The sequence below is a fragment of the Pseudomonas sp. Mn2068 genome (assembly GCF_049319725.1).
Classification (GTDB): Bacteria; Pseudomonadota; Gammaproteobacteria; order Pseudomonadales; family Pseudomonadaceae; genus Aquipseudomonas; species Aquipseudomonas gingeri.
Map to the genome: position 1 here is coordinate 45,567 of NZ_JBMOUG010000010.1, position 24,849 is coordinate 70,415.

At 56.2% G+C, this 24,849-nt stretch carries 19 protein-coding genes; 7 read left to right on the plus strand and 12 right to left on the minus strand.

Annotated elements, in window-relative coordinates; all coding sequences use genetic code 11:
- The first annotated feature begins 225 nt into the window (after positions 1 to 225).
- From tenpIN to ACL9RJ_RS21705, 4 genes are all read left to right on the plus strand, one after another.
- Entirely contained in the window at positions 226 to 717 is a 492-nt protein-coding gene (tenpIN, locus tag ACL9RJ_RS21690; protein WP_038997934.1) for a type III toxin-antitoxin system TenpIN family toxin, read from the plus strand.
- 135 nt (positions 718 to 852) lie between these two features.
- Positions 853 to 1,089, plus strand: a complete 237-nt coding sequence (locus ACL9RJ_RS21695) for a hypothetical protein (protein WP_038997933.1) — start codon at positions 853 to 855, stop codon at positions 1,087 to 1,089.
- A 1,450-nt stretch (positions 1,090 to 2,539) separates the two neighbouring features.
- The gene (locus ACL9RJ_RS21700; protein WP_422765661.1) at positions 2,540 to 4,393 is read left to right on the plus strand and encodes a DEAD/DEAH box helicase; all 1,854 of its coding nucleotides are present in this window, start codon (positions 2,540 to 2,542) and stop codon (positions 4,391 to 4,393) included.
- Positions 4,390 to 4,818: a hypothetical protein gene (locus ACL9RJ_RS21705; RefSeq protein ID WP_422765662.1), complete on the plus strand. Its 429-nt coding sequence runs from the start codon at positions 4,390 to 4,392 to the stop codon at positions 4,816 to 4,818. The genes ACL9RJ_RS21700 and ACL9RJ_RS21705 overlap by 4 nt, the downstream gene beginning before the upstream one ends.
- Before the next feature lie 30 nt (positions 4,819 to 4,848).
- Here the strand turns inward: ACL9RJ_RS21705 and ACL9RJ_RS21710 are convergent, their stop codons facing one another.
- From ACL9RJ_RS21710 to ACL9RJ_RS21720, 3 genes are all read right to left on the minus strand, one after another.
- Complete coding sequence (locus ACL9RJ_RS21710) at positions 4,849 to 5,250, minus strand: antitoxin Xre-like helix-turn-helix domain-containing protein (protein ID WP_422765663.1); 402 nt, start codon at positions 5,248 to 5,250, stop codon at positions 4,849 to 4,851.
- Between the two features lie 83 nt (positions 5,251 to 5,333).
- Positions 5,334 to 7,031 (minus strand): TniQ family protein, encoded by a 1,698-nt coding sequence (locus tag ACL9RJ_RS21715; RefSeq protein WP_422765664.1) that lies wholly within the window; start codon positions 7,029 to 7,031, stop codon positions 5,334 to 5,336.
- Between the two features lie 305 nt (positions 7,032 to 7,336).
- The gene (locus tag ACL9RJ_RS21720) at positions 7,337 to 7,723 is read right to left on the minus strand and encodes a hypothetical protein (RefSeq protein ID WP_422765665.1); all 387 of its coding nucleotides are present in this window, start codon (positions 7,721 to 7,723) and stop codon (positions 7,337 to 7,339) included.
- 203 nt (positions 7,724 to 7,926) lie between these two features.
- Between ACL9RJ_RS21720 and ACL9RJ_RS21725 the strand changes: the two genes are divergently transcribed.
- From ACL9RJ_RS21725 to ACL9RJ_RS21735, 3 genes are all read left to right on the plus strand, one after another.
- Entirely contained in the window at positions 7,927 to 8,511 is a 585-nt protein-coding gene (locus ACL9RJ_RS21725; RefSeq protein ID WP_422765666.1) for a DUF6088 family protein, read from the plus strand.
- A 249-nt stretch (positions 8,512 to 8,760) separates the two neighbouring features.
- Complete coding sequence (locus ACL9RJ_RS21730; protein ID WP_422765667.1) at positions 8,761 to 9,747, plus strand: AAA family ATPase; 987 nt, start codon at positions 8,761 to 8,763, stop codon at positions 9,745 to 9,747.
- Positions 9,748 to 9,771: 24 nt separating this feature from the next.
- Positions 9,772 to 12,204: a S8 family peptidase gene (locus ACL9RJ_RS21735; protein ID WP_422765668.1), complete on the plus strand. Its 2,433-nt coding sequence runs from the start codon at positions 9,772 to 9,774 to the stop codon at positions 12,202 to 12,204.
- An 82-nt stretch (positions 12,205 to 12,286) separates the two neighbouring features.
- On the opposite strand, the gene ACL9RJ_RS21740 is transcribed toward ACL9RJ_RS21735, so the two are convergent.
- The 9 genes from ACL9RJ_RS21740 to atpD form a co-directional block, all read right to left on the minus strand.
- Entirely contained in the window at positions 12,287 to 13,969 is a 1,683-nt protein-coding gene (locus ACL9RJ_RS21740; protein ID WP_422765669.1) for a TnsD family Tn7-like transposition protein, read from the minus strand.
- Between the two features lie 15 nt (positions 13,970 to 13,984).
- Entirely contained in the window at positions 13,985 to 15,448 is a 1,464-nt protein-coding gene (locus ACL9RJ_RS21745) for an ATP-binding protein (RefSeq protein ID WP_422765670.1), read from the minus strand.
- Positions 15,445 to 17,610 (minus strand): Mu transposase C-terminal domain-containing protein, encoded by a 2,166-nt coding sequence (locus ACL9RJ_RS21750; protein WP_422765671.1) that lies wholly within the window; start codon positions 17,608 to 17,610, stop codon positions 15,445 to 15,447. Before ACL9RJ_RS21750 ends, ACL9RJ_RS21745 begins: the two co-directional genes overlap by 4 nt.
- Positions 17,607 to 18,458, minus strand: a complete 852-nt coding sequence (locus tag ACL9RJ_RS21755; RefSeq protein WP_422765672.1) for a TnsA endonuclease N-terminal domain-containing protein — start codon at positions 18,456 to 18,458, stop codon at positions 17,607 to 17,609. The genes ACL9RJ_RS21750 and ACL9RJ_RS21755 overlap by 4 nt, the downstream gene beginning before the upstream one ends.
- Positions 18,459 to 18,741: 283 nt before the next feature.
- Positions 18,742 to 20,577 (minus strand): glutamine--fructose-6-phosphate transaminase (isomerizing), encoded by a 1,836-nt coding sequence (gene glmS, locus ACL9RJ_RS21760; RefSeq protein WP_017129301.1) that lies wholly within the window; start codon positions 20,575 to 20,577, stop codon positions 18,742 to 18,744.
- Positions 20,578 to 20,588: 11 nt separating this feature from the next.
- Positions 20,589 to 21,356 carry a DeoR/GlpR family DNA-binding transcription regulator gene (locus ACL9RJ_RS21765; protein WP_017129300.1) on the minus strand — a complete coding sequence of 256 codons (768 nt, stop codon included), beginning with the start codon at positions 21,354 to 21,356 and terminating at the stop codon, positions 20,589 to 20,591.
- Positions 21,357 to 21,515: 159 nt separating this feature from the next.
- Positions 21,516 to 22,883 carry a bifunctional UDP-N-acetylglucosamine diphosphorylase/glucosamine-1-phosphate N-acetyltransferase GlmU gene (gene glmU, locus ACL9RJ_RS21770; protein WP_177107170.1) on the minus strand — a complete coding sequence of 456 codons (1,368 nt, stop codon included), beginning with the start codon at positions 22,881 to 22,883 and terminating at the stop codon, positions 21,516 to 21,518.
- A gap of 113 nt (positions 22,884 to 22,996) precedes the next feature.
- A complete protein-coding gene (locus ACL9RJ_RS21775; protein WP_010447599.1) occupies positions 22,997 to 23,422 on the minus strand; it encodes a F0F1 ATP synthase subunit epsilon in 426 nt (141 codons plus the stop codon).
- 45 nt (positions 23,423 to 23,467) lie between these two features.
- Positions 23,468 to 24,844, minus strand: a complete 1,377-nt coding sequence (gene atpD, locus ACL9RJ_RS21780) for a F0F1 ATP synthase subunit beta (protein ID WP_017129298.1) — start codon at positions 24,842 to 24,844, stop codon at positions 23,468 to 23,470.
- Positions 24,845 to 24,849 lie beyond the last annotated feature (5 nt).

Sequence of the window (24,849 nt, forward strand, 5' to 3'; positions counted from 1 at the left end):
CCCTGTTGTCAACGCTCAATGGTTGACGAATGATAAGGGGTTGGTTATATTTTCTATGCGTTGTGGCGGGAGGTCTACCCCACGTTAAAAACTGAAATGACCAAACAGAAAGCTGTGGTGGTAGGAAAAACCCCACGTTAAAAACTGAAATTTTCCAAACCGAAAGCGCAAAAAGAGGCCCTTCCCACGAAGGGTCTTTTTTTTACCCAGGGAAAATTGTAAGCGATGCATGTAAGGAAACTGGACAACCTTTTTTACGAAGAGAACACCCACCTGGTCGAGGTGCTGGACAAAGCGGCTGGCCAGTGGGTGGAGGAAAAGGTCCGTGGGTATGGCATCGTCGTTATCGAGTTCAGAGGCCTAAAATTCGGCATCCCCTTGCGCTCGAACCTGCGATCGCGAAAGCATTGCTTTGTCACAGCGAAGACGGTTCGTGAAATCAAGGGCTTGGACTACGGCAAGGCTGTCCTGTTGAGCAAGGAGGATTACGTCTCCGACGCCATCTTCCAGATCCCTCCTGCTGAGTTCAAAAAGCTGCGAGACGGCAGTTTTCACATCAGCCAGCAGTTCGGCAAGTACGTGGAGCGATACGTGCAGCTCAGTATCGAAGAGCCACAATCGACCGTCCTGACCCGCGAATACCGCTTCAGCACCCTGGTGAACTATCGCGTTGAGCTTGGGATCGAGCAGCCTGTACAAGCTCTGCCGGCGGCGTAAGTCTCGCGGCAGGCCGCTTTACACCCCCAGCACCAGGGTATATATACGGCGACCGGGCCGCGCAGCGATCTTCATTACCCGCGGCTCGTAACGGTACGGCGTGCCTCTGAGCACCCGTTTAGTCAAGGAGTCGCTATGTCTAATTCACCAGAGAAGCAAGCCGCCATCGCACGTTTGCTGGAGCTTGAGCAAGCGTTTGCCGCCGCTCAAAAGGAGCTGGATGCCTGGCGGGAATATGATTTCCGTCGTACAGACGGCAGCACTCGCCAAGACAACATGCATGATGAAGAGGGGCGTGCCTGCAAAGACGCAGCGTGGCATGCACAAAACGCAGTTGATGCTCAGCAGCGACTGATCGCCAGCATGGTTTAACCTTCGCCGTGACAGAGAAAGCCCGCGATGCGGGCTTTTTTTGCCCGCAGAAATGAAAAAACCACCACAGCAAGCTGTGGCGGTTCTTCTACTGCGTTATCAACGGTCCATTACAAACCGTCAATGATGTCGCTGATGTACTCACAAGCCGAGCGGAGAAAATCTCCAACACGGTAGATCGTCCACAAGCGGCTCAACGTATTCAACAATCGTTTCATACGTCTGCCCTCCATGAAGGAGGTCAATCTTCCAGCGTCTAACCGGCGCTTCGTCGCCTTCGGAGCACTGACTGCATCCTGTGAAGTGACCAGGGTTGGGGAGCCACCCGAAATACAAGCATGCCGGCACGGATTCGTGGTCCATGTCAGGAGGCGGTCTTTCTACAGCGCGTTTCAGGCCCTGGTCCAGCTGAACATTCAACAAGCAGTTTGAGCTGGGTGGAATCATACTCGCTTTTTGGAATCCAAATCGATTGGCGTCGGAGACGGGCAGGCGGGGCAAAGGTAACAATATGTTTCCAGGCGGTTGACGCTGGTGTCACCCATCCCTAAGATGAATTCACTGACTGCATCCTGTGACACCTCAAGAAAAGGCTTCGTAACCCGTTTCTTGTAAAAAAACCGCCTACTCAAGGCGGCTTTTTTTTGCCTGCTCAATGGAGCGGGAAATCACTTCCAGGAATTTGTAGATGACGGCTCTGGCCGAGTGGTATCTGCCGACGTACTGGGCTCTTTGCGCTCGATCGGCACCGTGGGCGCTGGACTGTGCTCCAGCCAGTAGTGGTTCTTGCTCCCATCGTCCGCGTCCCAGCGGCCTGTGCCGGCAGTGGCTTCCGTCTCGTGCTGCGGATGGCCAGTATCATTCGTCAAATTCGGGTCATCTTCTGTAGCTCCCGCGCTTCCGGCCAGGCAGGCCAAAGCGGTCGTCGCAAAAGCGATAGTTCGAACGCCCATTGTTGTCTCTACAGGTGCTGATTGCTGACACTGCTGGAGCGTAGCCACGTGGCCTCTGAGATCAAGCTCATTGCGCGCACGCCCGGATTTTCCGTTCAAGCATTCATGCTTTACACCGTGTCGGTAAGGTAAAGCATGCTCGGAGGTCCTTTCGCTGAGCCTGACGCAGGTTATGCCTCGTGCCGGCATTCAGCGTATTGCCATGCCACTCATTTCAACCTGTCCATGAAAGGTACCAATGTTCATTGGTACGGGTCACGAACCGTATTCGCAAGAAAATCAGGCCCCAAAGCGTGATATCACTGGGCTACAATCAGCCACAGTGCTTACGCTTGGCCATCACGACCGCCCGATGATGCCTGGCCCGAAATATGGATATTTCAATGCCCACATCTGCTGCACCTCTAACAATTCCAACTCTGTCCTCCCCGACGCCGAGCAGTGGCCCAGCGCGCGGGCACCTTGGCGCGCGCCGCCGATAGGAACCTCGACTGTCTATGAATTACTTCACCGAAACGGCAGCTAACATCCTCGGCAATAAAAAGCTGCGAAGCCCGCAAATCGAGGCCTACATCAAAGCGCAGGAGCATTTCGAAAACTCCGATGAGGATGCGCTGATCGTTCTGCCAACCGGCACAGGTAAAAGTGGACTGATATCCATCGTGCCGTTTGGCCTGGCAAAGGGTCGCGTGTTGATCATCACACCGGGCTTGGTCACGAAGCAGAGCATCCGCAAGACCCAGGATCTGCTGGAGGACAATTTCTGGATCAATTTCGATGTGATTTTCAGTGCTGGGGACCTGCCAGTCACATGTGAATTCACCTCGGAAACACATCAGGCCAGCCTGGAACAGGCCCACTTCGTCTATTCGAACATCCAACAGGTGTACAACGAGCGCGGGCAATCGCTAGTAAAGCGGGTGGCCCCAGATTTCTTCGACCTGATCATCATCGATGAAGGTCACCATGCGCCCGCGGGCAGTTGGCAAAAAACCTTGGCCCATTTCTCCAAGGCCAAGAAGATTTTCGTGACGGGCACCCCATTCCGCGGTGACAACCAGGAAGTGCCAGGCAAGCTGATCCACAAGACACCGCTTTCTGAGGTGATGCGTGATCGGTACGTAAAGTGGCTGAGGAAAGAGACCGTCAGTGCTCACGAGCTCTATTTCACAATCGCAGAGCAGCCAGGTACCCGGCTCTCCAAGGAACAAGTCCTGGAATACAAGGATCTGGAGTGGGTAGAGCGTAGCGTCGCCTTGTCTCCGGAATGCTCGATGGACGTTATCGACCTGAGCATTCAGAAGCTGAATGAGCTTCGGAAAACCTCTCCAAAGGTGCCGCATAAGATTCTTGCTGTTGGCTGCAGCATCACCCATGCCGAAGACCTACGCACCTGGTATCAGTCCAAAAACCTGAGGGTAGCTGTTGTGCACAGCTACATGGATCAGGCCGATATCGCTGCAGCGTTTCGGGTAATCGACAACCATCAATGCGATGTCGTCATCTCCGTAAACATGCTGATGGAAGGCTACGACCATCGGTACCTCACTGTCCTTGCGCTTTTCCGGCCCTACCGAAGCGAAAACGCCTTTGCGCAGATCGTCGGCAGGGTCCTGCGAGCGATCCCGGATGAGGAAATTACGGCCTTTGAGCTCGATAACAACGCCGTGGTGATCTATCACAAAGAAACCGGTCTGGACGCGATGTGGGCGGCCTTCCAGACTGAGGTTGATCGGGCACAGCATCAGCGAACCCGTGACTACACCATTACGGATGAGGACTACACCCGCAAAGAGCAGGAGCTGGGTGGCGTTTCCACATCCGAAGCGTTCGTGAGTGATCAGGACTCCTACCTTGCAGATCTGGACTTCAACAAGATATTTTCCGAGAAAAGGGCTGAGATCGAATCCATCGCGACCCAGAGGGTCCAAGCGCTAACTGGCCTCGAAGGCTATGACGCGGACGTTCTAGCGCAGCTCAAGAACGTGTTTCTCAACGCCGAGACGAAAAAAGCGGCTCAGATCATAGACCCCAACCTTGTAGAAAAACGGCCAGAGATCGCCCGAAAGCAGCTGCGCGAGATTCTTACGAAGAAGGCTCAAGACGAGGTCGCGACCTTGCTCAGCGACCGACAGATTCCAGAAAAAGCTTCTACCCTTTATCCGATATTCAAAAACAGCCTTCCGATGGTGAAACCCAACACACCTAACGACGGTATACTGGTTAGCTTTATCAACACCAAGCTGGCGAAGAAATTCGGTAGGGTTGCTGACCGCGACAATGGCTTGCTGACTAGGTCAATTGAGGACGTGGAAGTGATCATCGACGAACTGAGGAGAATGCTGAAATGAGTCTTGAATCCATCAAAATACTTGTTGATGAGCTCTCGACTCTCCACGTAACCCGTGGCGTTCAGCCCAGTGAGCTCATCGACAATCTCTTCGAGGAGGACTACGTTGAGTCCTCGGCTCGCAAAACCTCTCAGGGTCTGGTGTTCGAGCTGACCTTCCAAGAGGCAGATGAGGACGGATCGTCGAGCAAGGTCACCATGCGCTACACCTACGACCTCAACCGTCATCTGGTGCTTGTGGAGCAGAAGGTGGCGGCCAAGCGTTTTGCCATTCAGTGGGATCGCACCCTCGCCGTTCAAGAACGGTTGGCCAAACTTGAAGCGCTGCTCTCTAACCGGCTGCCACAGGAGAGCGTCGCCGCGATCCTATCGACCATGCCGCAAGACTACCTTGCAATCGCTCCTCGCCTGCAGTTGGTAGCCTAACCCTCGCCTTCTCCTCACTGCGGCTGATCATCAAGCAGCGATGATTTCGCCGCAGTGAATCTGCTCAATACGCCGATACGTCTCGTACAAAGAGATTAGGTCTCCTTGGGCCATGATCTCCAGAGGCGTGCGACCCTCAAAGAATGGATTGGCATTCTTGAACCCTGGAAAGCCTTTCACATTATCCTGGTTGCGGAATGCAGCTCTCAAGAATCCATGGATGCCTATCACCAGGCCCATCCGCTGCTGCTGATCCAAATCGAGTCTTTGCCCACATTCCAGACCCCGCAAAGCGCGCCGATACGTCGACAGAGAGATCCGCAGGATACTGCAGGCTTGTTCTGGGGTTGCTGCCCAGGCATCGATGATTCGAAGCGCGACTTTCAGTCCGACCGAACACTGCTCGCCGCTAAGGCGCTGTCCGCTGATCATGATTTCAACTCCTACGCTTTTAATGAGCTTACCGCTGAGTAAGCCGGTGATCAAAGCCGACGCCGTCCTTTTACCGGGCTAGATCAATCCTGATAATTCGCGTTCTCCAAAAATCCGATCGCTGGTCTATTGCGGTAGTAAGCGTTTCCACCGAGAACAACGTGGAAGCCGGGAGGTCCCTGCCAATCTCGTGAAACGCCGGTTGATCTGAGTAGGGCTTCCGGATCTACGCCATTTTTTGCGAAGCTCTCCAAATCCCATTCGAAGAGGCTGACTAAAGCATGGAATACTGGGTTTGCAACGCTGGAAACTATATGAAGGCTACCTGTATTTATTGGAAGGTTTAGTCTAACCATATCGTCAACAGCACAAATCAATCGCCTCAAACGGAAGTGCCAGACCGATTCCAAGAGGAGATCAACCTGTTCTAGAGCTAGGGGAAATTTGTGCTTGCGGGTTGGGCAATGCCTCGGCAGATTGATCGGGAGTAGATTCTGTAAATTGGTAATGTTGACTCGCTTCTGCCCTCTCGAAATCCGATACATCTCCTCAGCGCCCTCAATCAAGATGGCCGCAAACCCTTTGTCACGAGGGTCAGTGGCGCTTTCGACCTCAACAGGCGTGGGCTTTGGCTTGCTGAGCTTCGCCATCAGCCACGATTTATCGTTCTCGTAAAGCCACCGTGTCGCTTTATAGGCATTCACCCAGAGATACTCCAAGCTGACATCCGCCCGCACCGCCAGGAGAGTTTCAATTTTCTGCCGGAACTGTGCCTCTTTGCCCACGAGTGGTTTGACCTGCAGTCCGTGCAGCCTTGCACCAGCGATACTTTTAAGTATGCTTTCTTTCTTCAAGGCACTTTCAAACGCATCAGCACTGCCGAAAAGATGCAGCGCGATGATCATATGCCGTGCAAGCGGCATATCCATCTGTCCTTTGTGGGAAGTGAACCTTATCCATTGTTCATGCTTTCCTGCTGCGTAGGCGCTGCACATCTGAGACAAGGCTTCATCACCATATGTGTCACGAATACTGTCGAACAGTTTTGCTGTTCCAGCAAATCTTCCATGTATGAAGCCCCGTTTTTTGCATTGTCGCAGATAGCTAGAACACAAAGCTTCACTACTCATCGGCGGTAAATTGCGCTGTAGCAATTCGTGTGCGAATTGTGCAAATTTCTTTTCAAGCTGAGTACCCTGACGCACTGGCGCAGGAGTGAGCGTGCTCCAACCGCAGACACACGGATCAGAAAGGCTCGGTAGCATCCGATTTTTTCTGAAGAATGGGTGAGAGCATCTCGGGCATGCCTGCATCAACAGGTCACCGTGACGCCAACAGACGGACACACCTGGCAGGTGGTGCGAGCGATGCCAGTACGCATAACCCAGTTCGAGAAGATCCTGCTGAACGCAGGTGGGACAGAGCTTTGCCTTGCAGTGGACCGTCCCCTCCCTGCGGGGAATGCGGGCTACTCCAATGAAGCTGGGGCCTGTCGAAGCTATCTCCGCCCCTTCACTAATTCCCAGAAATGGTCGGTAAGCGGGAAAGGTAGTGTTGGTGCAGATCAGCTCATCGAGATTGTTTGCTGTGGCACCTGGCAGCCTGGCGGCCAGCACCTCAATCTTCTTCGGGAGCATACCGACGTTGAAGGGATCCGAGCCAAACAGATCGCGGAACGTCTCCCCTACGGTTCTGTTACCTGAAAGGAAGTGGTAACGCGTAATACGAGAGTGCAGCATCTCGTCCGGCATCGACATAGGGAAAAATAGAAGATCAGACATCAGTTACCGACTTACAAGATAGGGCTCGGAAAGGACGCACATCCAGTGATCGGCATACTTGTAACACACGAAATCCTGTATCGGGGTCAGGACTTTTGAAAATTTACACATAGCACGACGTCAATTAGCCTTAGCACTTTGACACACTTGCAGGCATATCCCGGTCAGTATCTATCCGATACAAACCACGTATACATCAGGAACTACGGGGGGGGTACACGACGATCCACCCCCCAAGATACCCTCACACCTTTTGGCAATACTACGCCTGTAGAAACGTACATTAAGACCCGAAAGCATCACGCTCAATTTCCAACTGGTGTGACGAATGCGAGGGGGCTGGCCACGTCGACTCGCGATGGCCGCTTGCGTGCGGAACCACATTGGGGGCTGGTTTTTTCTTCGTCCAAGGCTGGCCAACGAGTACCAAAGCCGGGTGCCAGATCCCGGTTGGTGTCATCAAAATCAAGTTCCCTATGGAATTCTCCTGGACGGAGCGAAATCAGCCCCATGTCATCGAGACGCGTGATCGCATCGGCCATGTGGTGCCTGGGTACACCAGTGCAAGCCGACAGGCGATCGTAGCTGATGGGTGCGATGCCTCGGCGATCCCTGGATGCCAGGATGGCGATGAAGATCTTGATGGCGTGGAACGAAAGCTGAGTGAAGTTGACCTCGCTCAGCAGCAACATGCGTCCGTAATTACCGTCGTAAAGCCATAACCTCGGAATTTTTCCCCATCCATAGGCCTGGAATTCAAGCTCACGCCCTACTGCACGCTGAGACTTTGTCGCATTCCTGGATTCGGGCCGACTGGCAGTCGATGAATACTTGACGGATGTCAGAAAAGAGATAGAGTTTCTGACATTAAGGCAATCCTTCTTGGTTGAGGTATATGAAGACCCTTCCCGAATCGATCCTGGAGCACAGCAGGCAGCTTCCTGAGGGGGGAATACTCACCCCCAAGGAGTTTCTGCACCTGGGTAGCCGCGCGGCCGTAGATCAGGCGTTTTCTCGGTTGGCGAAGGCAGGGAAAATCATCCGAGCAGCTCGTGGGCTCTACGTGGCTCCAACAGTTGATCGGAAGGGTGTGCCCTCGATGAAGATGGTTGTCAGTGGGCTGGCCTCGAAGACTCAAGAAGTGATCGCCCTTGATGGCGCCGGCTCCGCAAAAATGTTGGGCCTGACCAATCAAATCCCTGATGGACACGTTTTTCTCACTAGCGGGCGAGCTCGGAGTCTTAGTGTGGGGGATGTTCAGGCCGAGATCAGGCATGCACCCCGTTGGATGCTATCCCTCGGTGCAACGACTGCCGGCGCTGTCGTTCGAGCCTTGGCTTGGCTGGGAGAGGCTCAGGTAAGCGTGGCGATGGGGAAACTGCGAAAGCAACTGACGCCACCCGACTGGCAAGCTTTGATTTCGGCCCGGTCGCTCCTTCCCTCGTGGATGGCGGTAGCGATCGGTCATGAGGTGGTTTGATCGTCTGCAGCTCGGCGGATTTTCTAAGATAGCCTTTTAAGGCTGCCTGAAAGTGGACTAGGCTACGCCGCCATGCCAGCTGCCCTGCTTCACAGAGTTAGCGCCAAGGTGTACACGTAATCGATGGGAACGGAGTCCTTGACTATGCAAATCAAAATGCGACACGAGTTATTGCAAGCCTTGTAGTCACGACAGGTTTGTCGATGTCTATCAAAACAGCAGTACGCAATAATTCAGAGGGTGGTGACTATGGCCAATGGAAAGATTCTCCGTCAGCTGTTCCGAGCAGGTACAGCGGGCGATGCCGATGCGTTTCGCCTTGCCTCCAAAGCGGTGATCGAAGAAGAGCGGCAGAAACAACACCACCTTCTGGCTAACGACCTAGAGCAGATTCTTTACGGCAGCGATTTGAATCTGCGAGCGTCGAGCAGTGCGCCCCGCGTTCACTATGATGTTCCTGTCGATAAAGAGCGTGGCTTACCACTGCTTGATATAAGAACGCCTAAGCGCTCGCTCGATGAGGTGATTCTCCCTCCGAGTAGTTCCGCAGCGCTGGAAGAGATTCTTGAGGAAAATCGCCGTGCTGATGTTCTGCGCAGTTACGGCATGAAGCCTGCGGGCAAGGTGATTTTCTTTGGTCCACCTGGCTGCGGAAAGACGTTGGCTGCTGAGGTTGTGGCGTTTGAGCTGGATAGGCCCTTGGCTATTGTCCGACTCGACGCACTGGTCTCTTCCTTCCTAGGGGAGACAGCTGCCAACCTTCGAAAGGTCTTCGATTTCATTGCCCAACACCCGTTCGTGGTGCTCTTTGATGAATTCGATGCCATAGGTAAAGAACGTGGCGATAGCGGCGACCATGGTGAGCTTCGCCGCGTCGTGAACGCAGTGCTGCAGATGATGGACTCCTACGAAGGTCGTAGTTTGATTTTGGCCGCTACGAACCATGAGACGATCCTTGACTCTGCCATTTGGCGACGATTCGATGAATCCATTGAGTTTCCGCTTCCGGACGAGAAGCAACTGAAGGACATTTTGTCGCTGAAATTGAGAGGCATCCGACGTCAATTTGAGATTGACGACAAGGAAGTATTGAAGGAATTTAAAGGTAAGAGCGGAGCGGATATCGAGCGAGTCATACGCCGCGCTGCGAAACGAATGATCCTGAGGGGGCAGGAATTTCTGACCATCAAGGAGCTGAAAAGCGCCCTTGCACGGGAGGACCTTAGGAAGTCATAAAAATGGGCTCTCAAGGAAGAAGCAGTGGCTACCTACAAGCATCTGAGCATTGCGCGGGCAGTTCTCGACAATTCTCGTCGGACCAAGAATCCGCCCCACTTCGTAACACGTGAAGATCGTCGCGGGCATGGCCAGAAGCTAAACGGATATTTTGCTACTGCTGAAGGGCAAGCCAAAAAGCAGATCGGCTCTTCCGCAAATTCCCCCTATGTCCTCAAGCTGCAATACGACGGTGCACTCACCTTTGCTCACCTCTCAGCCCACGGGTTGGAATTTGTCAGCCAAGAGGGTAAGCAGCTCTGTGTGGTGTTCGCGACAGAAGCGGGGCTGGCCCAATTTGCCGATCACCTCAGAAAGCTGGGCGTGATGGACGCCGCACTGACCTACCGACAGATCCTGGAAGCCATCGCCGGGGTTGAGGCGTGGTCACCCGAAGATCGGATGAGCTGGGCGCTCAATAACATTGGGTTTCCGAATACGCCGACGTTCAAGCTCGACGTTGAGCTGTGGCCCGTCTACGTTGCGAACCATCCTACCCGTATCCTGCTCACAAATGCGTTCGAGGCCTGGTTGGCTGCGGAGCGTATCCATCAGCTCGACAAAATCAACCTGGACAGCCTGCTCATGTACCGTGTGGAGGTAACTATTGACCAGGCACAACTGCTGCTGAACCACCGCGATGTACGCCTGGTGGACCTCATCCCCTCCACCGGTATCAGCATTCAGCAGCTAAATCGGGACATCAATGAGCTTCCCAGAGATATTCCCTCTCCACCTGCAGATGCCGCACGCATCTGCATTCTCGACAGTGGCATCAACGCTAACCACCCACTGCTTCGACCGGCGATGGGCGAAAGCGCGTCTTTTGTGGATGAAGAGGGTGAGGCCGACGAAGCGGGTCACGGTACTGCGGTGGCTGGTATAGCCTTGTACGGCGACGTAGAGGCCTGCAACAACTCGAATTTTTGGCGGCCTGAGCTCTGGATTTTCAACGGTAAGGTGATGAAGAAGTGCCCTCATACCGGCAATGCCGTCTATGACGAACTTTCTCTCGAGGCTTCACTGACGAAGGCTGTTGCGCACTTCGTCGAGCTGGGCTGCAGGATCTTCAATCTCTCTCTGGGCAACAACAATGCGCCCTACGACGGATCTCATGTCAGAGGCCTTGCCTACATCCTGGATGTCCTATCCAGGCGCCACAACATCCTGTTCGTGGTTTCGACAGGTAACTTCTGCGGTTCCGATAACCCACCTATACCCATCAACAGCTGGCGTGATGAATACCCCGAGTACCTGGTCTCTGCGCAGAGCGCGATCATCGACCCTGCCCCGGCCATGACGGTGCTAACAGTGGGGAGCATTTCCCGGCACAACGCCACTTTCGACAGCCAGCGGTTCCCAGAGATCTATCAGCTCTCGCCGGCATCGGAGAATCAGCCTTCGCCCTTTACTCGCCACGGGCCATCGGTGAAGGGAGCGCTCAAGCCGGAGCTCGTCGCTGCAGGAGGTAACTTTGCCAGCCCCATGCGACAGGCGAATGCGCAGTGGGCGCCCCACATGAGGGGACTGGGTGTGCTGACGCTCAATCACCAAGTGGTCGGTGCAACCGTCTTCAAGGAGGTCAGCGGAACGAGCTTAGCGGCGCCGTACATCACTCACCTGGCCGGGCGTTTGTTGAACCACTATCCAACGGCCTCTGCGAACATGCTTCGCGCCATGCTGGTGAACCAAGCTTATCTTCCGAAGGAGGTAACGACCTCATTTTCCGAGGATTTCAGAAAGAGCTACAAGGAGGCCAAGGCAACGCTCAATCGCGACGTTGCAAGGGATGTGGCAGGCTATGGCGCTGTGAATGAGGCTGATTTGTTCAGATCCTCCGACCACTGCGTGGTGTTGATGTCGGAGGAGACTATCGAGAACGATGGTTGCCAGTTCTTCGAGCTCCCACTGCCGGAGAACTTCCTTCGCTCCTCCAGAGGTACCCGTGAGCTTTCCATCACGCTGGCCTATTCTCCAGTCGTGCGCACCACCCGCATCGAGTACCTAGCCACCCAGATCAACTACCGCTTGGTGACGGGGGCTTCTCTGGATGAAGTCCAGAAACACTTCAACCAAGAGCTGAAGGCCAAGACTGAAGTACTCAAGGAGGCGCGGTCCACCAACCGGGATATCACCGCCCAGTTGAGAAACCATGGCACGGTGCAGTCATCCCGCTGGACTGTCAAACAGTGCACGCCTGGGGAAAAGTGGTTTGTGGTCGTAGTGCGCCAGGATCGTGACTGGAACCCATCAGCGGCAGAGAAAGAAGCATACTCGCTGGTGGTAACCGTGGCCGATAGGGACAATGAACATGCCCAACTCTACACCCAGATGCAGGCGTTGTTAGCTGAGCAGGCTGTGGTGAGGGAGCAGCAACAGGCTCAGCTGGAGGCAGCTCGCGTGCAGTACCGAGGATGAGCACCCCCGCCTGTGTGTTTGGGTAGGATGTGCTCTTCGACCCTGATCTGACACTAGGGTGTGTCCAACAATCAGACCACTGTTATTCCTCACGAATCATCTCTGGCCTGATGCAAGCAGTACGGTACAACGCCGATCGGGTAACGCTGCTCTGCTCATCCAACAGCTTCGCCTCGGCCCATAACAGGCGCCGAGTGCGAAATTGCTCGACGGACTCACAAGCTTGGTCCAACGCAATCCGGCAAAGGGGCAGCTTTGAGAGCTGTTTTTCGAAGCGAGCCTGGACATGCAGATCTCGCCCAACTCTTGTCCGCGAGATCCAGACAGGCCTTCCTGGTAAAGCACGAAGCCGTTGTGAACAACACCAGATCTGCTCGGCGAGTGTCGCGTCAATTGCAGCGAATCTGCCAGTGCTGTCCGGCCGGCCTGCATGGAGATTTCCGTTTTTCGCTATGCAGTCCGAAAGCCAGGCCCGGTCACATCGATACAGCCACGCATAATCCCGGCATTGGTGTGCTGGCAGGTTCCGATACTCATCCTCAAAACATGTCCGACGCTTCCGACGCTGCCTCAGCAATCTCGCTTCTCTCCATGCGCTGGGGCCAAGGTTTACTGCGCGAATGACCCGGTACACGCAAACCAGAGATACACCCACTGCATCGGCGATCTGCCGTGCTTCGCTCCCCGCGAGAGCAAGCTTCCAAATCTCAGCCGGTAATCCAGCAAATCCCCCGACTAGGGGCTGAGATCGCATCTTTTGTGAAGACCAGGCAACAAAAAGGGATGGTCGCTTACGAGCAGGCTCTGATGGCTTGTCGATGCAGGAGATACGCGTCAGGTCTACCTTCAAAGCGTTGGCCAGAACAATGTACTTGAGTGGATGGTGGGTGCCTCTTGGTCGACGAAGCAGCTTGGTGACCCAGGTCGCAGGAAAAACTGCTGAGCACTCGCGAAGAATCGAGTACTCCCAGGCGACGGGGAGCGCTTTGAAAAAGCTGACCATGTGCGTACCCAAGCGGCGCAAGTCCAACCGATGCGCTGCACCAGTGGTCAGATCAAGGTATTCAGCGCCTTGCAGAAGGTTAGCGCGAACTACATCGGATTGGAGAGAACAAGGCTGCAGACACAGCAGCCGCTGTGAACTCTCTGCGATCTGCCGCAGCCCTGGTAGGGTCTCCTCGGGAGCATCGAGCAGGATCGCATGGGCTTGCACGCCGTCATCGTCAGGAAGGTTGAGCTGACGTGAATTGCGGCTGCTCCAACCAGGGTCCACAACCTTGAGAAGAGTGCCATGGTTAGGACATACCAACACACCTGGAAGCTGGTGAGCTCGGTGCCAGTAGGCTGCACCAACTCGGCGGATGTCTTCTTCAAGGCACTCAGAACAGAACCGGGCTCTCGAAGCCCACTCGATTCGGCTGGCATTGATGCCCAGCTTGACCATCAGTCTTCTGGTATCCCCAGCCATTGAGGCTTCGGCAAACTGCAACTGATTGCTGGTGAGGAAGGGTGCGTAGTAAGGCAGCAGAGTATGACGCGCGATGATTTGAGACACCGAGAAGCAGGCGCCATACGGAAGTGCCTCGACCAAATCACCCAATCGACTTGGAAACGCAACGTTCTGGGTGAACGAAGCAGCAGCTCTCTCCCCAGCGAACGCTGCTTTGCAGCTACTTCCACCGCAAAGCCGGGCATAACGAGAAAGGACACTGTGCAGTGTCTCGTCGGGAAAAGCCGTTGGGAAGAAATGAAATTTCAGCTCCATTTCGCCACCTTCGAATCATGACTTGCGGTATGCCGGCGAAAACTCAAAGAGATCCGTGGTTATCCAACCCGCCGACTTGAGTGCTGCTATGGTGTCATGCTGCTCACTCAGTGCCTTTGCCTGCGACGCCTCCACTGCGACAACTGCAGGTGCAGCGGGAGCTACGGGTTTACTTGGAGCTGCTGCTGAAGGTGGGGCCACTGGCTTCGTATGCGACTTCACACCACGGAGCAGCGCAAGCCGGTCTGCTCGTGGAAGCCCATCAAACGACATTATGTCGATTAACTGCTCCTCAATGGGAAGTAGATCATCGAACTGCCGCATACGAGCAGGATCCCGGCTGCGCAGAGCTGAAAGTGCTGGCTTGAGGATTTGCATCTTGGCATTGCTCACCTTGCCGATCGCCTCCGCAGTCAGGCATTCGGAGCCACTTTGAATGGCATAGCGCTGGCAGAGCACGAGTAGCTTCACCAGGAAGTCTGTTACGCCTTGGGTGTGCTCGTACAACGCGTCAAAGATCTCGGGGGTCAGTTCTGTCGGCTGCTTACACCATTGATAACTCCACAGGTTTTCAACCAAGAACTGCCACTCCTCATCATCCTTTTCGAACCGCTTGAACTCGACCGTACTGCCACTGCGTCGGGCAACACGCATGACGTCCGAGAACAAGCTGATCATCGAGTTCGTGCCGATGAACACGACGGGGATGCCGATGTTGTTCACAAGGTGGAGGAAGAAGTTCAGCATGCTTTCCTTTCCTCCCGTTTTCGCCAGGTGAAGGTTTTGCAGCTCATCAATAAGTAAGGCGCCAATGAAGAACGTACTGGCTACCTGCTCCATCTGCTGCAGCGCATCGTTGATGTTCCGGTGCCGGTGCCGCTTGTGATAATCCAGGTCGCCGAGCGCTTGACCGACGGCATGGAAAAACTGCTGGCAGAATCCAGCCAGCGATCCATCGCGCGGGCAATCCAATTTGAGCCAGGTGATTTGGGTGTGGACAAATTGGTTGCCCTCATAGCGCTCATGTCGAATCGTCTGCGGGTAGAGGCTCAGAATGGCGTGGAGCGCTGTGGACTTCCCAATACCACTCAGGCCTACAACGCTGAAGGAATCAGCCGTCGATTTGAAAGAGTCATGATAGCGCTGGGCACCCGACAACGAATGCAAGTGCCTCACCGTGTCGGGTGAGGTTGGATTGCGTCCAACATATCCGCGGCGGACCAATAGAGAGAACATGGACTCCAGCTCCAAATGCAGCAGGAACGGCTGCACGACGGTCTTCAGTCGCTCAATGCAGTGAATGCGTGTCGCTCCATCGAGCTCAAGCTCTTCAGGTGTTACTGGCTGGGGGAAATTCGATATCAACTCGATGGCCGCCGCTTCCGGAAGAATTGGCGGCAAGGCCTCGATCAACGGGTTTCCCGCATATTCAGATATGGTCTGGTTGGTGTAGCTCGCGAAAATCCGTGCGCCTTTCATTTGCTCTGTCCCGGACGATGTCTTCTGAGCAGATCGATGACCTGCGCGCTGCGGGGGCCCGCATACGAGTCGTGTGCAATGGTGGGGGCTTCCACTGCGGGTTCGGGCTCTGCCCGGACACCCTCTGGGACAGTGGCGTTTTCACGCTCCCGCTGGCGTTCCTCAGTACGATTTGCGCGGATGTTGGCCACCGCTTCAGACTTGCTACTCGCAGGAGGCTCAAGCTTGCGCTCGGCCTTGGCAGTGCTAATGATCTGCTCCACGGTGTCAACCAAGCCAACACGGCTTTCCAGTTCCGCGCGTTTATGAGCGGGTGGTGTTTGCCGATACGCTTCCAGCAGATCGTAGATCTCGTCTGAGCGATAACCGGCGTACTTCGCATCCGACTGTCGAAGATCGCAGCGCAGAAACTGCTTGTTCTCACCCTGGATCCAGATATGAGCGGCAGAGTTCGGATCGAACCGGCAATCGATCGACCAAACGCCATTGCGGCGAGCTTTGGCAAACCAGTTTTCTTGGATCGCAAACTCACACACGTAGTGCATACCGCGGAACATCACGCCGCCCTTCTGCACCGAGGCTCGCTCACGAGGCAACAGGTGGAGATAGATTAAATCGTCAGGCCGGTTGTTGGCCTGGATCAGATCATTTTCCGAGGCCCAGGACCATATGCCCATGGGAGTAGGCTCAACGCCATCGAGCATCATCGATTGAGTGAGGCGTTCTGGCTGTCGATGATAACGGTTATAGTGCAAGACGCACTCAATGACGATCTGCGTGAACTCCTTCAGGTTGAGAGTGGCGTCGAGCCGATAATCGCGCTCGCCTCGCTCCTTCTCCCGCGCGGCCACACCGCCCGGAAGCCACCTGATACCGGTCAAATCATTGAGGATCCCGAACCTGCTTTCGACCATGGGCTTCCAATCTGGACGGTACGGAGGCGCCGTGCCCATCTCGATGCCCAAACCAGTTGCCAATCCTTCCGCAGCCAGAGACAACATCTCGCCTCGGTCGGCGTAGATTTGCTGAGGTAGGTGGTGGCAGTCCCAGTCCTCGGAATTGATAACGACGCCGTTCTGCGCGCAGAAATCCACCTTGGAGGTGAATGCATTGAACAATGCCTGCCGCGCACCATTCCAGCTGGGCCCCTCCAGACCAACATATAGGCCAACAATCATCCCCGAAAAGCTGTCCACCACGATGTAGACCACTGGCCTTCCAATCACCATCCGCCGGGAATAACTGTTGACCAAGTAGATATCTGCAATCGTCGCGTCAATCTCGAATTGGTGACAAGGACCCCTAAGCCAATCGCGGACGGTACCGGACAGCGGGCGGCAGTCCTTGAGCCACTTCCTCAAACCCTTACGCCCACGATCAGTATCTATCTCGTCAAAAAATATTTTGCCCCAATAATCGAACTGATTGTAATTAGGTATCTCGGTATCTGGAAGTAAGCGAATTCGATTTTCTGCGTTCTTCGAAATTTCTTTTACAGAATAGAATTTCTTAAGCATCTTGTCATAAGCAATGCGAATTGAAGGTGCTTTATCGTTAACATACAGTGAGTAACCTACCCGAATACACCGCTTATCAACGACACTGAGCAGCTTGGAAGGCGTGGTCAGAGCTCCCTGAAACTTAGGCTTAGGACCGGGCCGCTTATCTTGGGTGTAGTTCCTGCTGGCAACACCTACCGCTGAATAATTTTTGAGAAGTGCATTTCTTACCTGGCCATAGAACCAATACCTATACAAAAGACGATAAACAGTCTTTCGATGCATGCCCAGTTCAGCGGCGCGGTTTCCCACAAGGCGCCCCATCTCGCCACGAACGAAGATCTGTCCTGGGTAGGCCGAATCCAGAAGCGGCGCAATCACCGCCCATTTTTCATCCCTATCGCGCTTAGTACTTTCATCGAGATCATCTTCCAAGACCAGCAAAAACTCGGGCACTCCCGTGACGACGGATTTGGTGTTGCCAGCCCCCAGCGAGAGCCTGAGTTCTTCAAGCCCCAAAGGGTAGGGCTTTCTTGGCGGCTCGACGAGGTCTATCACGATCACTGCGTCGTGATCCTCATCTAGATGAAGGACTCTTGCTAAGGTAGTGAGTACCGAGAGTTCTGTGACGGGCTCGAATACGTCATTAATTGAAATATTCATAACGACCCCTCACTCAATGCGTTCCAGTCAGAAGGGTAAATAATCTTGAAATCAGGTAGTGGTGATTTCAGGTGCAATGGGGCACCACTCAAATCAATCTGAATGATTTTCCGCCATATAAGATTGAAGAATATATCCCTAGCATCGCCATACGTTATTCCTAAACGTGTGGCAATTTTTCTCAGGCATTCAGAAGTGGACCAGGGGTAAGGTCTGCTAAACTCTAGAAGCTCTAGGAATTCAGTGTGAAGTGATGAGTTCATCAGCGCACGGGGCAGTTGCGCATACCGCCTAAGGAGTCCGAGGTTTTTAATCAGATCTTGAGTAAATGACTCTTCAGTGACAATTGCCCAGTCCACTCCCTGGCCCATCCAGAACCGCCTCTCGATTTCGAATTTTTCCAAAGTCCGAAGAGAGTCCTGTTTGAGGTCTTGCTGATACTTAATTGTCTTTGCTACGGATTTGAAGTCTCCGTTTGGCTGCCTAACAGTCAGGAGGAAGTCCGTCGTCATTACCAGCGGCAGGGCAGTAGCTTTGTATCTGGGGTAGCGGACACCAATCGCCTTTGCGATTGCTTGAGTGCTTTCAAAAGGCAGCAACGGGTATTGCTCACGAATGTCCACTACGTCTTCAGAGAACTCGCAGACCAAGAGGTAGGCACGTTCGAGATCGGACAAGAGATGATGTATGCGCTCGACTTTAACGCCTTGAATTTTATGAGAGCGCCCCATCGAAGGGACATCCTGGACGCGCAACCAAGGCACGTAACCGGCTCCGGCGCCGGATCCAAATCCGTTGGCGATGTGCCGTTCAATATCCTGCTTTGAAACAAACCTACGACCGCGCAAACCCCTACCTCCTCAGTCCAACCGGAGTGCTTCACCTGATCCTCAAAAAATAGTCATAGGAAAATATGGCCCTATCCGGCGGCCACATCGAAGGGACTTCCAGACTACTCTCGCTGCCAAGCGAAGCGGTTAATCCGGACCAACGGCATGGCCCAGAAACGGAAAACCCCCGTAAATACGGGGGTTTGCGCGTTGTGTCAAACTTTAATACCTTGTGTCAGACTTTAACCTTTTGTGTCAATCTTTAATCCGAACAGCCAGGCAGCCAGCCGATCCATGCCGATTACTCCACGGTGACCGACTTCGCCAGGTTGCGCGGCTGGTCGACGTCGGTGCCCTTGAGCACCGCCACGTAGTACGACAGCAGTTGCAGCGGGATGGTGTAGAGGATCGGCGCCAGGGTGTCGTGGATATGAGGCATGGTGATGACGTGGGTGCCCTCGCCATTGCTCATCCCCGCCTTCTCGTCAGCGAAGACGATCAGCTCGCCACCGCGGGCGCGGACTTCCTGCAGGTTGGATTTGAGCTTCTCCAACAGCTCGTTGTTCGGCGCCACGGTGACGATCGGCATGTCGTTGTCGACCAGAGCCAACGGGCCGTGCTTGAGCTCACCCGCCGGATAGGCCTCGGCGTGGATATAGGAAATTTCCTTGAGCTTGAGCGAGCCTTCCATCGCCACCGGGTACTGCGCGCCACGACCGAGGAACAGGGTGTGGTGCTTGTCGGCAAACAGCTCGGCGATTTTCTCGACCTTGGCGTCCATCGCCAGGGTCTCGCCCAGGCGGGTCGGCAGACGCCGCAGTTCGTCCACCAGTTCCGCCTCGACAGCCGGCGCCAGGGTGCCGCGTACCTGGCCCAGGGCCAGGGTCAGCAGCAGCAGGCCGACCAGTTGGGTGGTGAAGGCCTTGGTCGAGGCCACGCCGATTTCACGGCCGGCCTGGGTCAGCAGGGTCAGGTCCGATTCACGCACCAGCGAGCTGATACTGACGTTGCAGATCGCCAGGCTGCCGAGGAAGCCAAGCTCCTTGGCATTGCGCAGGGCCGCCAGGGTGTCGGCGGTTTCGCCGGACTGGGAAACGGAGACGAACAGGGTGTCCGGTTGCACCACCACCTTGCGGTAGCGGAACTCACTGGCGACTTCGACCTGGCACGGGATACCCGCCAGGCCTTCGAGCCAGTAACGGGCGACCATGCCGGCATGGTAGCTGGTGCCGCAGGCGACGATCTGCACATTGCGGACCTTGGCGAACAGCTCGGCGGCCTGGGGACCGAAGGCCTGGACCAGTACCTGGTTCTGGCTCAGGCGCCCTTCCAGGGTACGTTGCACCACCGACGGTTGCTCGTGGATTTCCTTGAGCATGAAGTGGCGGAAGGCGCCCTTGTCGGCGGCTTCGGCACCGTCGCGGTACTGCACGGCCTCGCGCTCGACGGCCTGGCCGTCGACATCCCAGATCTGCACGCTGTCACGGCGGATCTCGGCGATATCACCTTCTTCCAGGTACATGAAGCGGTCGGTCACCTGGCGCAGGGCCAACTGGTCGGAAGCGAGGAAGTTTTCCCCCAGGCCGAGGCCGATCACCAGCGGGCTGCCGCTGCGGGCCGCAACCAGGCGGTCGGGCTGCTGCGCGTTGATCACCGCCAGGCCATAGGCCCCGTGCAGTTCCTTGACCGTGGCCTTCAGCGCCTTGGTCAGGTCGCCGAGGTCCTTGAGCTTGTGGTTGAGCAGGTGGGCGATCACTTCGGTATCGGTGTCCGAGGTGAACACATAACCCAGGCCCTTGAGTTGCTCGCGCAGGACTTCGTGGTTCTCGATGATGCCGTTGTGCACCACGGCGATATCCGAGCCGGAGAAGTGCGGGTGGGCGTTGCGCTCGCACGGCGCGCCATGGGTGGCCCAGCGGGTGTGGGCGATCCCCAGGCGACCGGCCAGCGGTTGACCGGCAAGGGCCTGGTCCAGTTCGCTGACCTTGCCAGTGCGACGGGTGCGCTCCAGCGTGCCGTTATGGGTGAAGACGGCGACACCGGCGCTGTCATAGCCGCGGTATTCCAGACGCTTCAGGCCTTCGACCAGGATGGCCGTGATATTACGTTCAGCAACTGCACCGACAATTCCGCACATGCTCTTTTCTCCTAGCTGACAGCCGCGCAAATCAAATGTATGCCGCGGGCCTGAATCTGTTCGCGTGCCTCAAGCGGCAAGCGTTCATCGGTAATAAGGGTATGGACGCTGCTCCAGGGCAGTTCCAGGTTGGGGATGCGTCGACCGATCTTGTCGGCCTCGACCATGACCACCACTTCCCGGGCGACCTGGGCCATGACGCGGCTCAAACCCAGCAATTCGTTGAAGGTGGTGGTACCGCGCTCCAGGTCGATGCCGTCGGCACCGATAAACAGCTGGTCGAAGTCGTAGGAACGCAGCACCTGTTCGGCGACCTGGCCCTGGAACGACTCGGAATGCGGGTCCCAGGTGCCACCGGTCATCAGCAGCACGGGCTCGTGTTCCAGCTCGCTCAGGGCCCGGGCGACATGCAGGGAATTGGTCATCACCACCAGGCCGGGTTGCAGGCCCAGTTCCGGGATCATGGCGGCGGTGGTGCTGCCGCTGTCGATGATGATCCGTGCATGCTCACGCAGGCGCCCGACCGCGGCCCGGGCAATCGCCTGCTTGTACTTCGACACCGAGTGGCCGAGATCGCTGACCAGTTCATGGGGCATGCTGATCGCGCCGCCGTAACGACGCAGCAGCAAGCCATTGCTTTCGAGGGCGGCCAGATCCTTGCGAACCGTAACTTCGGAAGTTTCGAAGCGCCTGGCCAGCTCGTCCACGCTCACTTCGCCCTGCTCATTGAGCAAGGCGAGGATGCTATGGCGACGTTGAGGTGTATTGCGTTTCGACATGGGAGTCTAAGTTTCGATTCGAAAGATAACGAACGCAATCAAAACCTGAAATCGAAACTTCGTCAAGTGACAGATGCAAGAACTTGCCGGCGAGAAGGTCCTTGAGGCTCGCAGCGCCCATGACACCCCATCGCTGGCAAGCCAGCTCCCACGGATAACTCAGCTCTTCTTGATCTTCACCGGCCGTTTCCAGCCTTCGATATTGCGCTGGCGCGCACGGGCCACGGCCAATTGCCCTTCACCGACGTTCTGGTTGATGGTCGAACCCGCCGCCGTGCTGGCGCCGTTGGAGATATCCACAGGCGCTACCAGGGAGTTGTTGGAACCGATGAAGACGTCTTCGCCCAGCACCGTCTGGTGCTTGTTGGCCCCGTCATAGTTGCAGGTGATGGTGCCGGCGCCGATATTGGTCCGCGCGCCGATCCGCGCATCGCCCAGGTAGGTGAGGTGGCCGGCCTTTGCATCGTCGGCCAGGTGCGCGTTCTTCAGCTCGACAAAGTTACCCACATGGGCGCGGGCACCCAGCACGCTGCCGGGACGCAGGCGGGCGAAAGGACCGGCGTCGCTGCCTTCGCCGAGGATCGCGCCGTCGAGGTGGCTGTTGGCCTTGACCGTCACGCCCTTGCGCAGCGTGGTGTCCTTGATCACGCAGTTCGGACCGATCACCACATCGTCCTCGATCACCACGCGACCTTCCAGGATCACGTTGATGTCGATGAGGATATCGCGCCCCACGCTGACTTCACCGCGTACGTCGAAGCGGGACGGGTCGCGCAGGGTCACGCCCTGGGCCATCAGGCGCAGCGCGGCGCGCTTCTGGTAGTGACGCTCGAGTTCGGCCAGTTGCTTGCGGTCGTTGGCGCCCTGCACTTCCATGGCGTCATGGGGTTGCTCGGTTTCCACCACCAGGCCGTCGCCGACCGCCATGGCGATCACGTCGGTCAGGTAGTACTCGCCCTGGGCGTTGTTGTTCGACAGGCGACTCATCCAGTCACCGAGACGCCGGGCCGGCAGCGCGAGGATGCCGGTGTTGCCTTCGGTGATGGCGCGCTGCGCCTCGTTGGCGTCCTTCTGCTCGACGATCGCACAGGCCTTGCCCTGATCGTTGCGCACGATGCGGCCATAACCGGTCGGATCCGCCAGTTCGACGGTCAGCAGCGCCACCTGCTCAGGCGTGGCGTGGCGCAGCAGGCGCTGCAGGGTCTCCACTTCGATCAGCGGGACGTCGCCGTAGAGCACCAGCACCGTGTCGCCGGTGATGAAAGGCACGGCCTGGGCCACCGCATGGCCGGTCCCCAGTTGCTTGTCCTGCAACACGAAGTTCAGGTCGTCGGCCGCCAGTTGTTCACGTACCCGGTCCGCGCCGTGGCCGATCACCACGTGAATGCGCTGTGGATTCAATTGCCGGGCGCTGTGGATAACATGTCCAAGCATCGAATTGCCGGCTACGGGGTGAAGAACCTTCGGCAACGCCGAACGCATGCGAGTGCCTTGACCTGCAGCGAGGATAACGATTTCGAGAGACATGACTGGCTACCAATCCTGGGTGGTCAGCGGCTGCGACCAGGTGATGAACATCGGAAAAGAAAAAAGGGTAGCCGAGGCTACCCTTTTTAATCAATCACACAACAAGCAGCGGCTTAACCGCCGAACTTCTTGCGGATCTGCTGGACGGTGCGCAGCTGGGCTGCGGCCTCGGCCAGACGTGCAGCAGCGGAACCGTAGTCGAAGTCCGCGCCTTTTTCATTCAGGGCCTTCTCGGCAGCCTTGACGGCTTCCTGAGCGGAGGCTTCGTCCAGGTCGGCAGCACGTTGCACGGTGTCGGCAAGAACCTTGACCATGTTCGGCTGAACCTCGAGGAATCCACCGGAGATGTAGAACACCTCGGCTTCCCCGCCCTGCTTGATCAAGCGGATCGGACCCGGCTTGAGATTGGTGATCAGCGGCGCGTGGCCCAGGGCAATACCCAGGTCACCCAGTGCACCGTGCGCAATCACCATCTCGACCAGGCCGGAGAAGATTTCCCCTTCCGCACTGACGATATCGCAATGGACTGTCATAGCCATCTGATTGCCTCAACCTAAATTAGCGCCCGTTGCCGGGCGCCGGGATTACAGTTTCTTGGCTTTCTCGATCGCTTCTTCGATGCCGCCAACCATGTAGAACGCTTGTTCTGGCAGGTGGTCGTAGTCACCGTTGAGGATGCCTTTGAAGCCAGCAATGGTGTCTTTCAGGGAAACGTATTTACCCGAGGCACCGGTGAAGACTTCAGCCACGAAGAACGGCTGCGACAGGAAGCGCTGGATCTTACGAGCACGGGATACCAACTGCTTGTCGGTTTCCGACAGCTCGTCCATACCCAGGATCGCGATGATGTCCTTCAGTTCCTTGTAGCGCTGCAGAACGTACTGGACGCCGCGAGCGGTGTCGTAGTGGTCCTGGCCGATCACGTTCGGGTCCAGCTGGCGCGAAGTCGAGTCCAGTGGATCGACCGCCGGGTAGATACCCAGGGAGGCGATGTCACGGGACAGTACGACGGTGGCGTCCAAGTGGGCGAAGGTGGTCGCTGGCGACGGGTCGGTCAAGTCGTCCGCTGGTACGTATACCGCCTGGATCGAGGTGATCGAACCTTCCTTGGTCGAAGTGATGCGCTCTTGCAGCACGCCCATCTCTTCAGCCAGGGTCGGCTGGTAACCTACTGCCGAAGGCATACGGCCCAGCAGTGCGGATACTTCGGTACCGGCCAGGGTGTAACGGTAGATGTTGTCGACGAACAGCAGAACGTCGTTACCTTCGTCACGGAACTTCTCGGCCATGGTCAGGCCGGTCAGGGCTACGCGCAGACGGTTTCCCGGCGGCTCGTTCATCTGGCCGTAGACCAGTGCCACTTTGTCCAGAACGTTGGAATCCTTCATCTCGTGGTAGAAGTCGTTACCCTCACGAGTACGCTCACCCACACCGGCGAACACGGAATAACCGCTGTGCTCGATGGCGATGTTACGGATCAGTTCCATCATGTTTACGGTCTTGCCGACACCGGCACCACCGAACAGACCGACTTTACCGCCCTTGGCGAACGGGCAGACCAGGTCGATAACCTTGATGCCGGTTTCCAGCAGGTCGTTGCCGCCTGCCTGTTCGGCGAACGACGGCGCCGCGCGGTGGATACCCCAACGCTCGTCGGTGTCGATCGGGCCAGCTTCGTCGATCGGGTTGCCGAGGACGTCCATGATCCGGCCCAGGGTCGCTTTACCGACCGGTACGGAGATGGCAGCGCCGGAGTCGACAACGTCCAGACCGCGCTTCAAGCCTTCGGTGGAACCCATCGCAATGGTACGAACCACGCCGTCGCCCAGCTGCTGCTGAACTTCCAGGGTGGTTTCCGCGCCTTGTACTTTCAGCGCGTTGTAGATGCTCGGTACGCTGTCGCGTGGGAATTCCACGTCGATAACGGCGCCGATGATTTGAACGATACGTCCGCTACTCATAGCTG

Coding starts and splice junctions, on each gene's coding strand:
- tenpIN (WP_038997934.1), top strand. CDS start 226: ATGCATGTAAGGAAACTGGACAACCTTTTTTACGAAGAGAACACCCAC.
- ACL9RJ_RS21695 (WP_038997933.1), top strand. CDS start 853: ATGTCTAATTCACCAGAGAAGCAAGCCGCCATCGCACGTTTGCTGGAG.
- ACL9RJ_RS21700 (WP_422765661.1), top strand. CDS start 2,540: ATGAATTACTTCACCGAAACGGCAGCTAACATCCTCGGCAATAAAAAG.
- ACL9RJ_RS21705 (WP_422765662.1), top strand. CDS start 4,390: ATGAGTCTTGAATCCATCAAAATACTTGTTGATGAGCTCTCGACTCTC.
- ACL9RJ_RS21710 (WP_422765663.1), bottom strand. CDS start 5,250: ATGATCAGCGGACAGCGCCTTAGCGGCGAGCAGTGTTCGGTCGGACTG.
- ACL9RJ_RS21715 (WP_422765664.1), bottom strand. CDS start 7,031: ATGTCTGATCTTCTATTTTTCCCTATGTCGATGCCGGACGAGATGCTG.
- ACL9RJ_RS21720 (WP_422765665.1), bottom strand. CDS start 7,723: ATGTTGCTGCTGAGCGAGGTCAACTTCACTCAGCTTTCGTTCCACGCC.
- ACL9RJ_RS21725 (WP_422765666.1), top strand. CDS start 7,927: ATGAAGACCCTTCCCGAATCGATCCTGGAGCACAGCAGGCAGCTTCCT.
- ACL9RJ_RS21730 (WP_422765667.1), top strand. CDS start 8,761: ATGGCCAATGGAAAGATTCTCCGTCAGCTGTTCCGAGCAGGTACAGCG.
- ACL9RJ_RS21740 (WP_422765669.1), bottom strand. CDS start 13,969: ATGGAGCTGAAATTTCATTTCTTCCCAACGGCTTTTCCCGACGAGACA.
- ACL9RJ_RS21745 (WP_422765670.1), bottom strand. CDS start 15,448: ATGAAAGGCGCACGGATTTTCGCGAGCTACACCAACCAGACCATATCT.
- ACL9RJ_RS21750 (WP_422765671.1), bottom strand. CDS start 17,610: ATGAATATTTCAATTAATGACGTATTCGAGCCCGTCACAGAACTCTCG.
- glmS (WP_017129301.1), bottom strand. CDS start 20,577: ATGTGCGGAATTGTCGGTGCAGTTGCTGAACGTAATATCACGGCCATC.
- ACL9RJ_RS21765 (WP_017129300.1), bottom strand. CDS start 21,356: ATGTCGAAACGCAATACACCTCAACGTCGCCATAGCATCCTCGCCTTG.
- glmU (WP_177107170.1), bottom strand. CDS start 22,883: ATGTCTCTCGAAATCGTTATCCTCGCTGCAGGTCAAGGCACTCGCATG.
- ACL9RJ_RS21775 (WP_010447599.1), bottom strand. CDS start 23,422: ATGGCTATGACAGTCCATTGCGATATCGTCAGTGCGGAAGGGGAAATC.
- atpD (WP_017129298.1), bottom strand. CDS start 24,844: ATGAGTAGCGGACGTATCGTTCAAATCATCGGCGCCGTTATCGACGTG.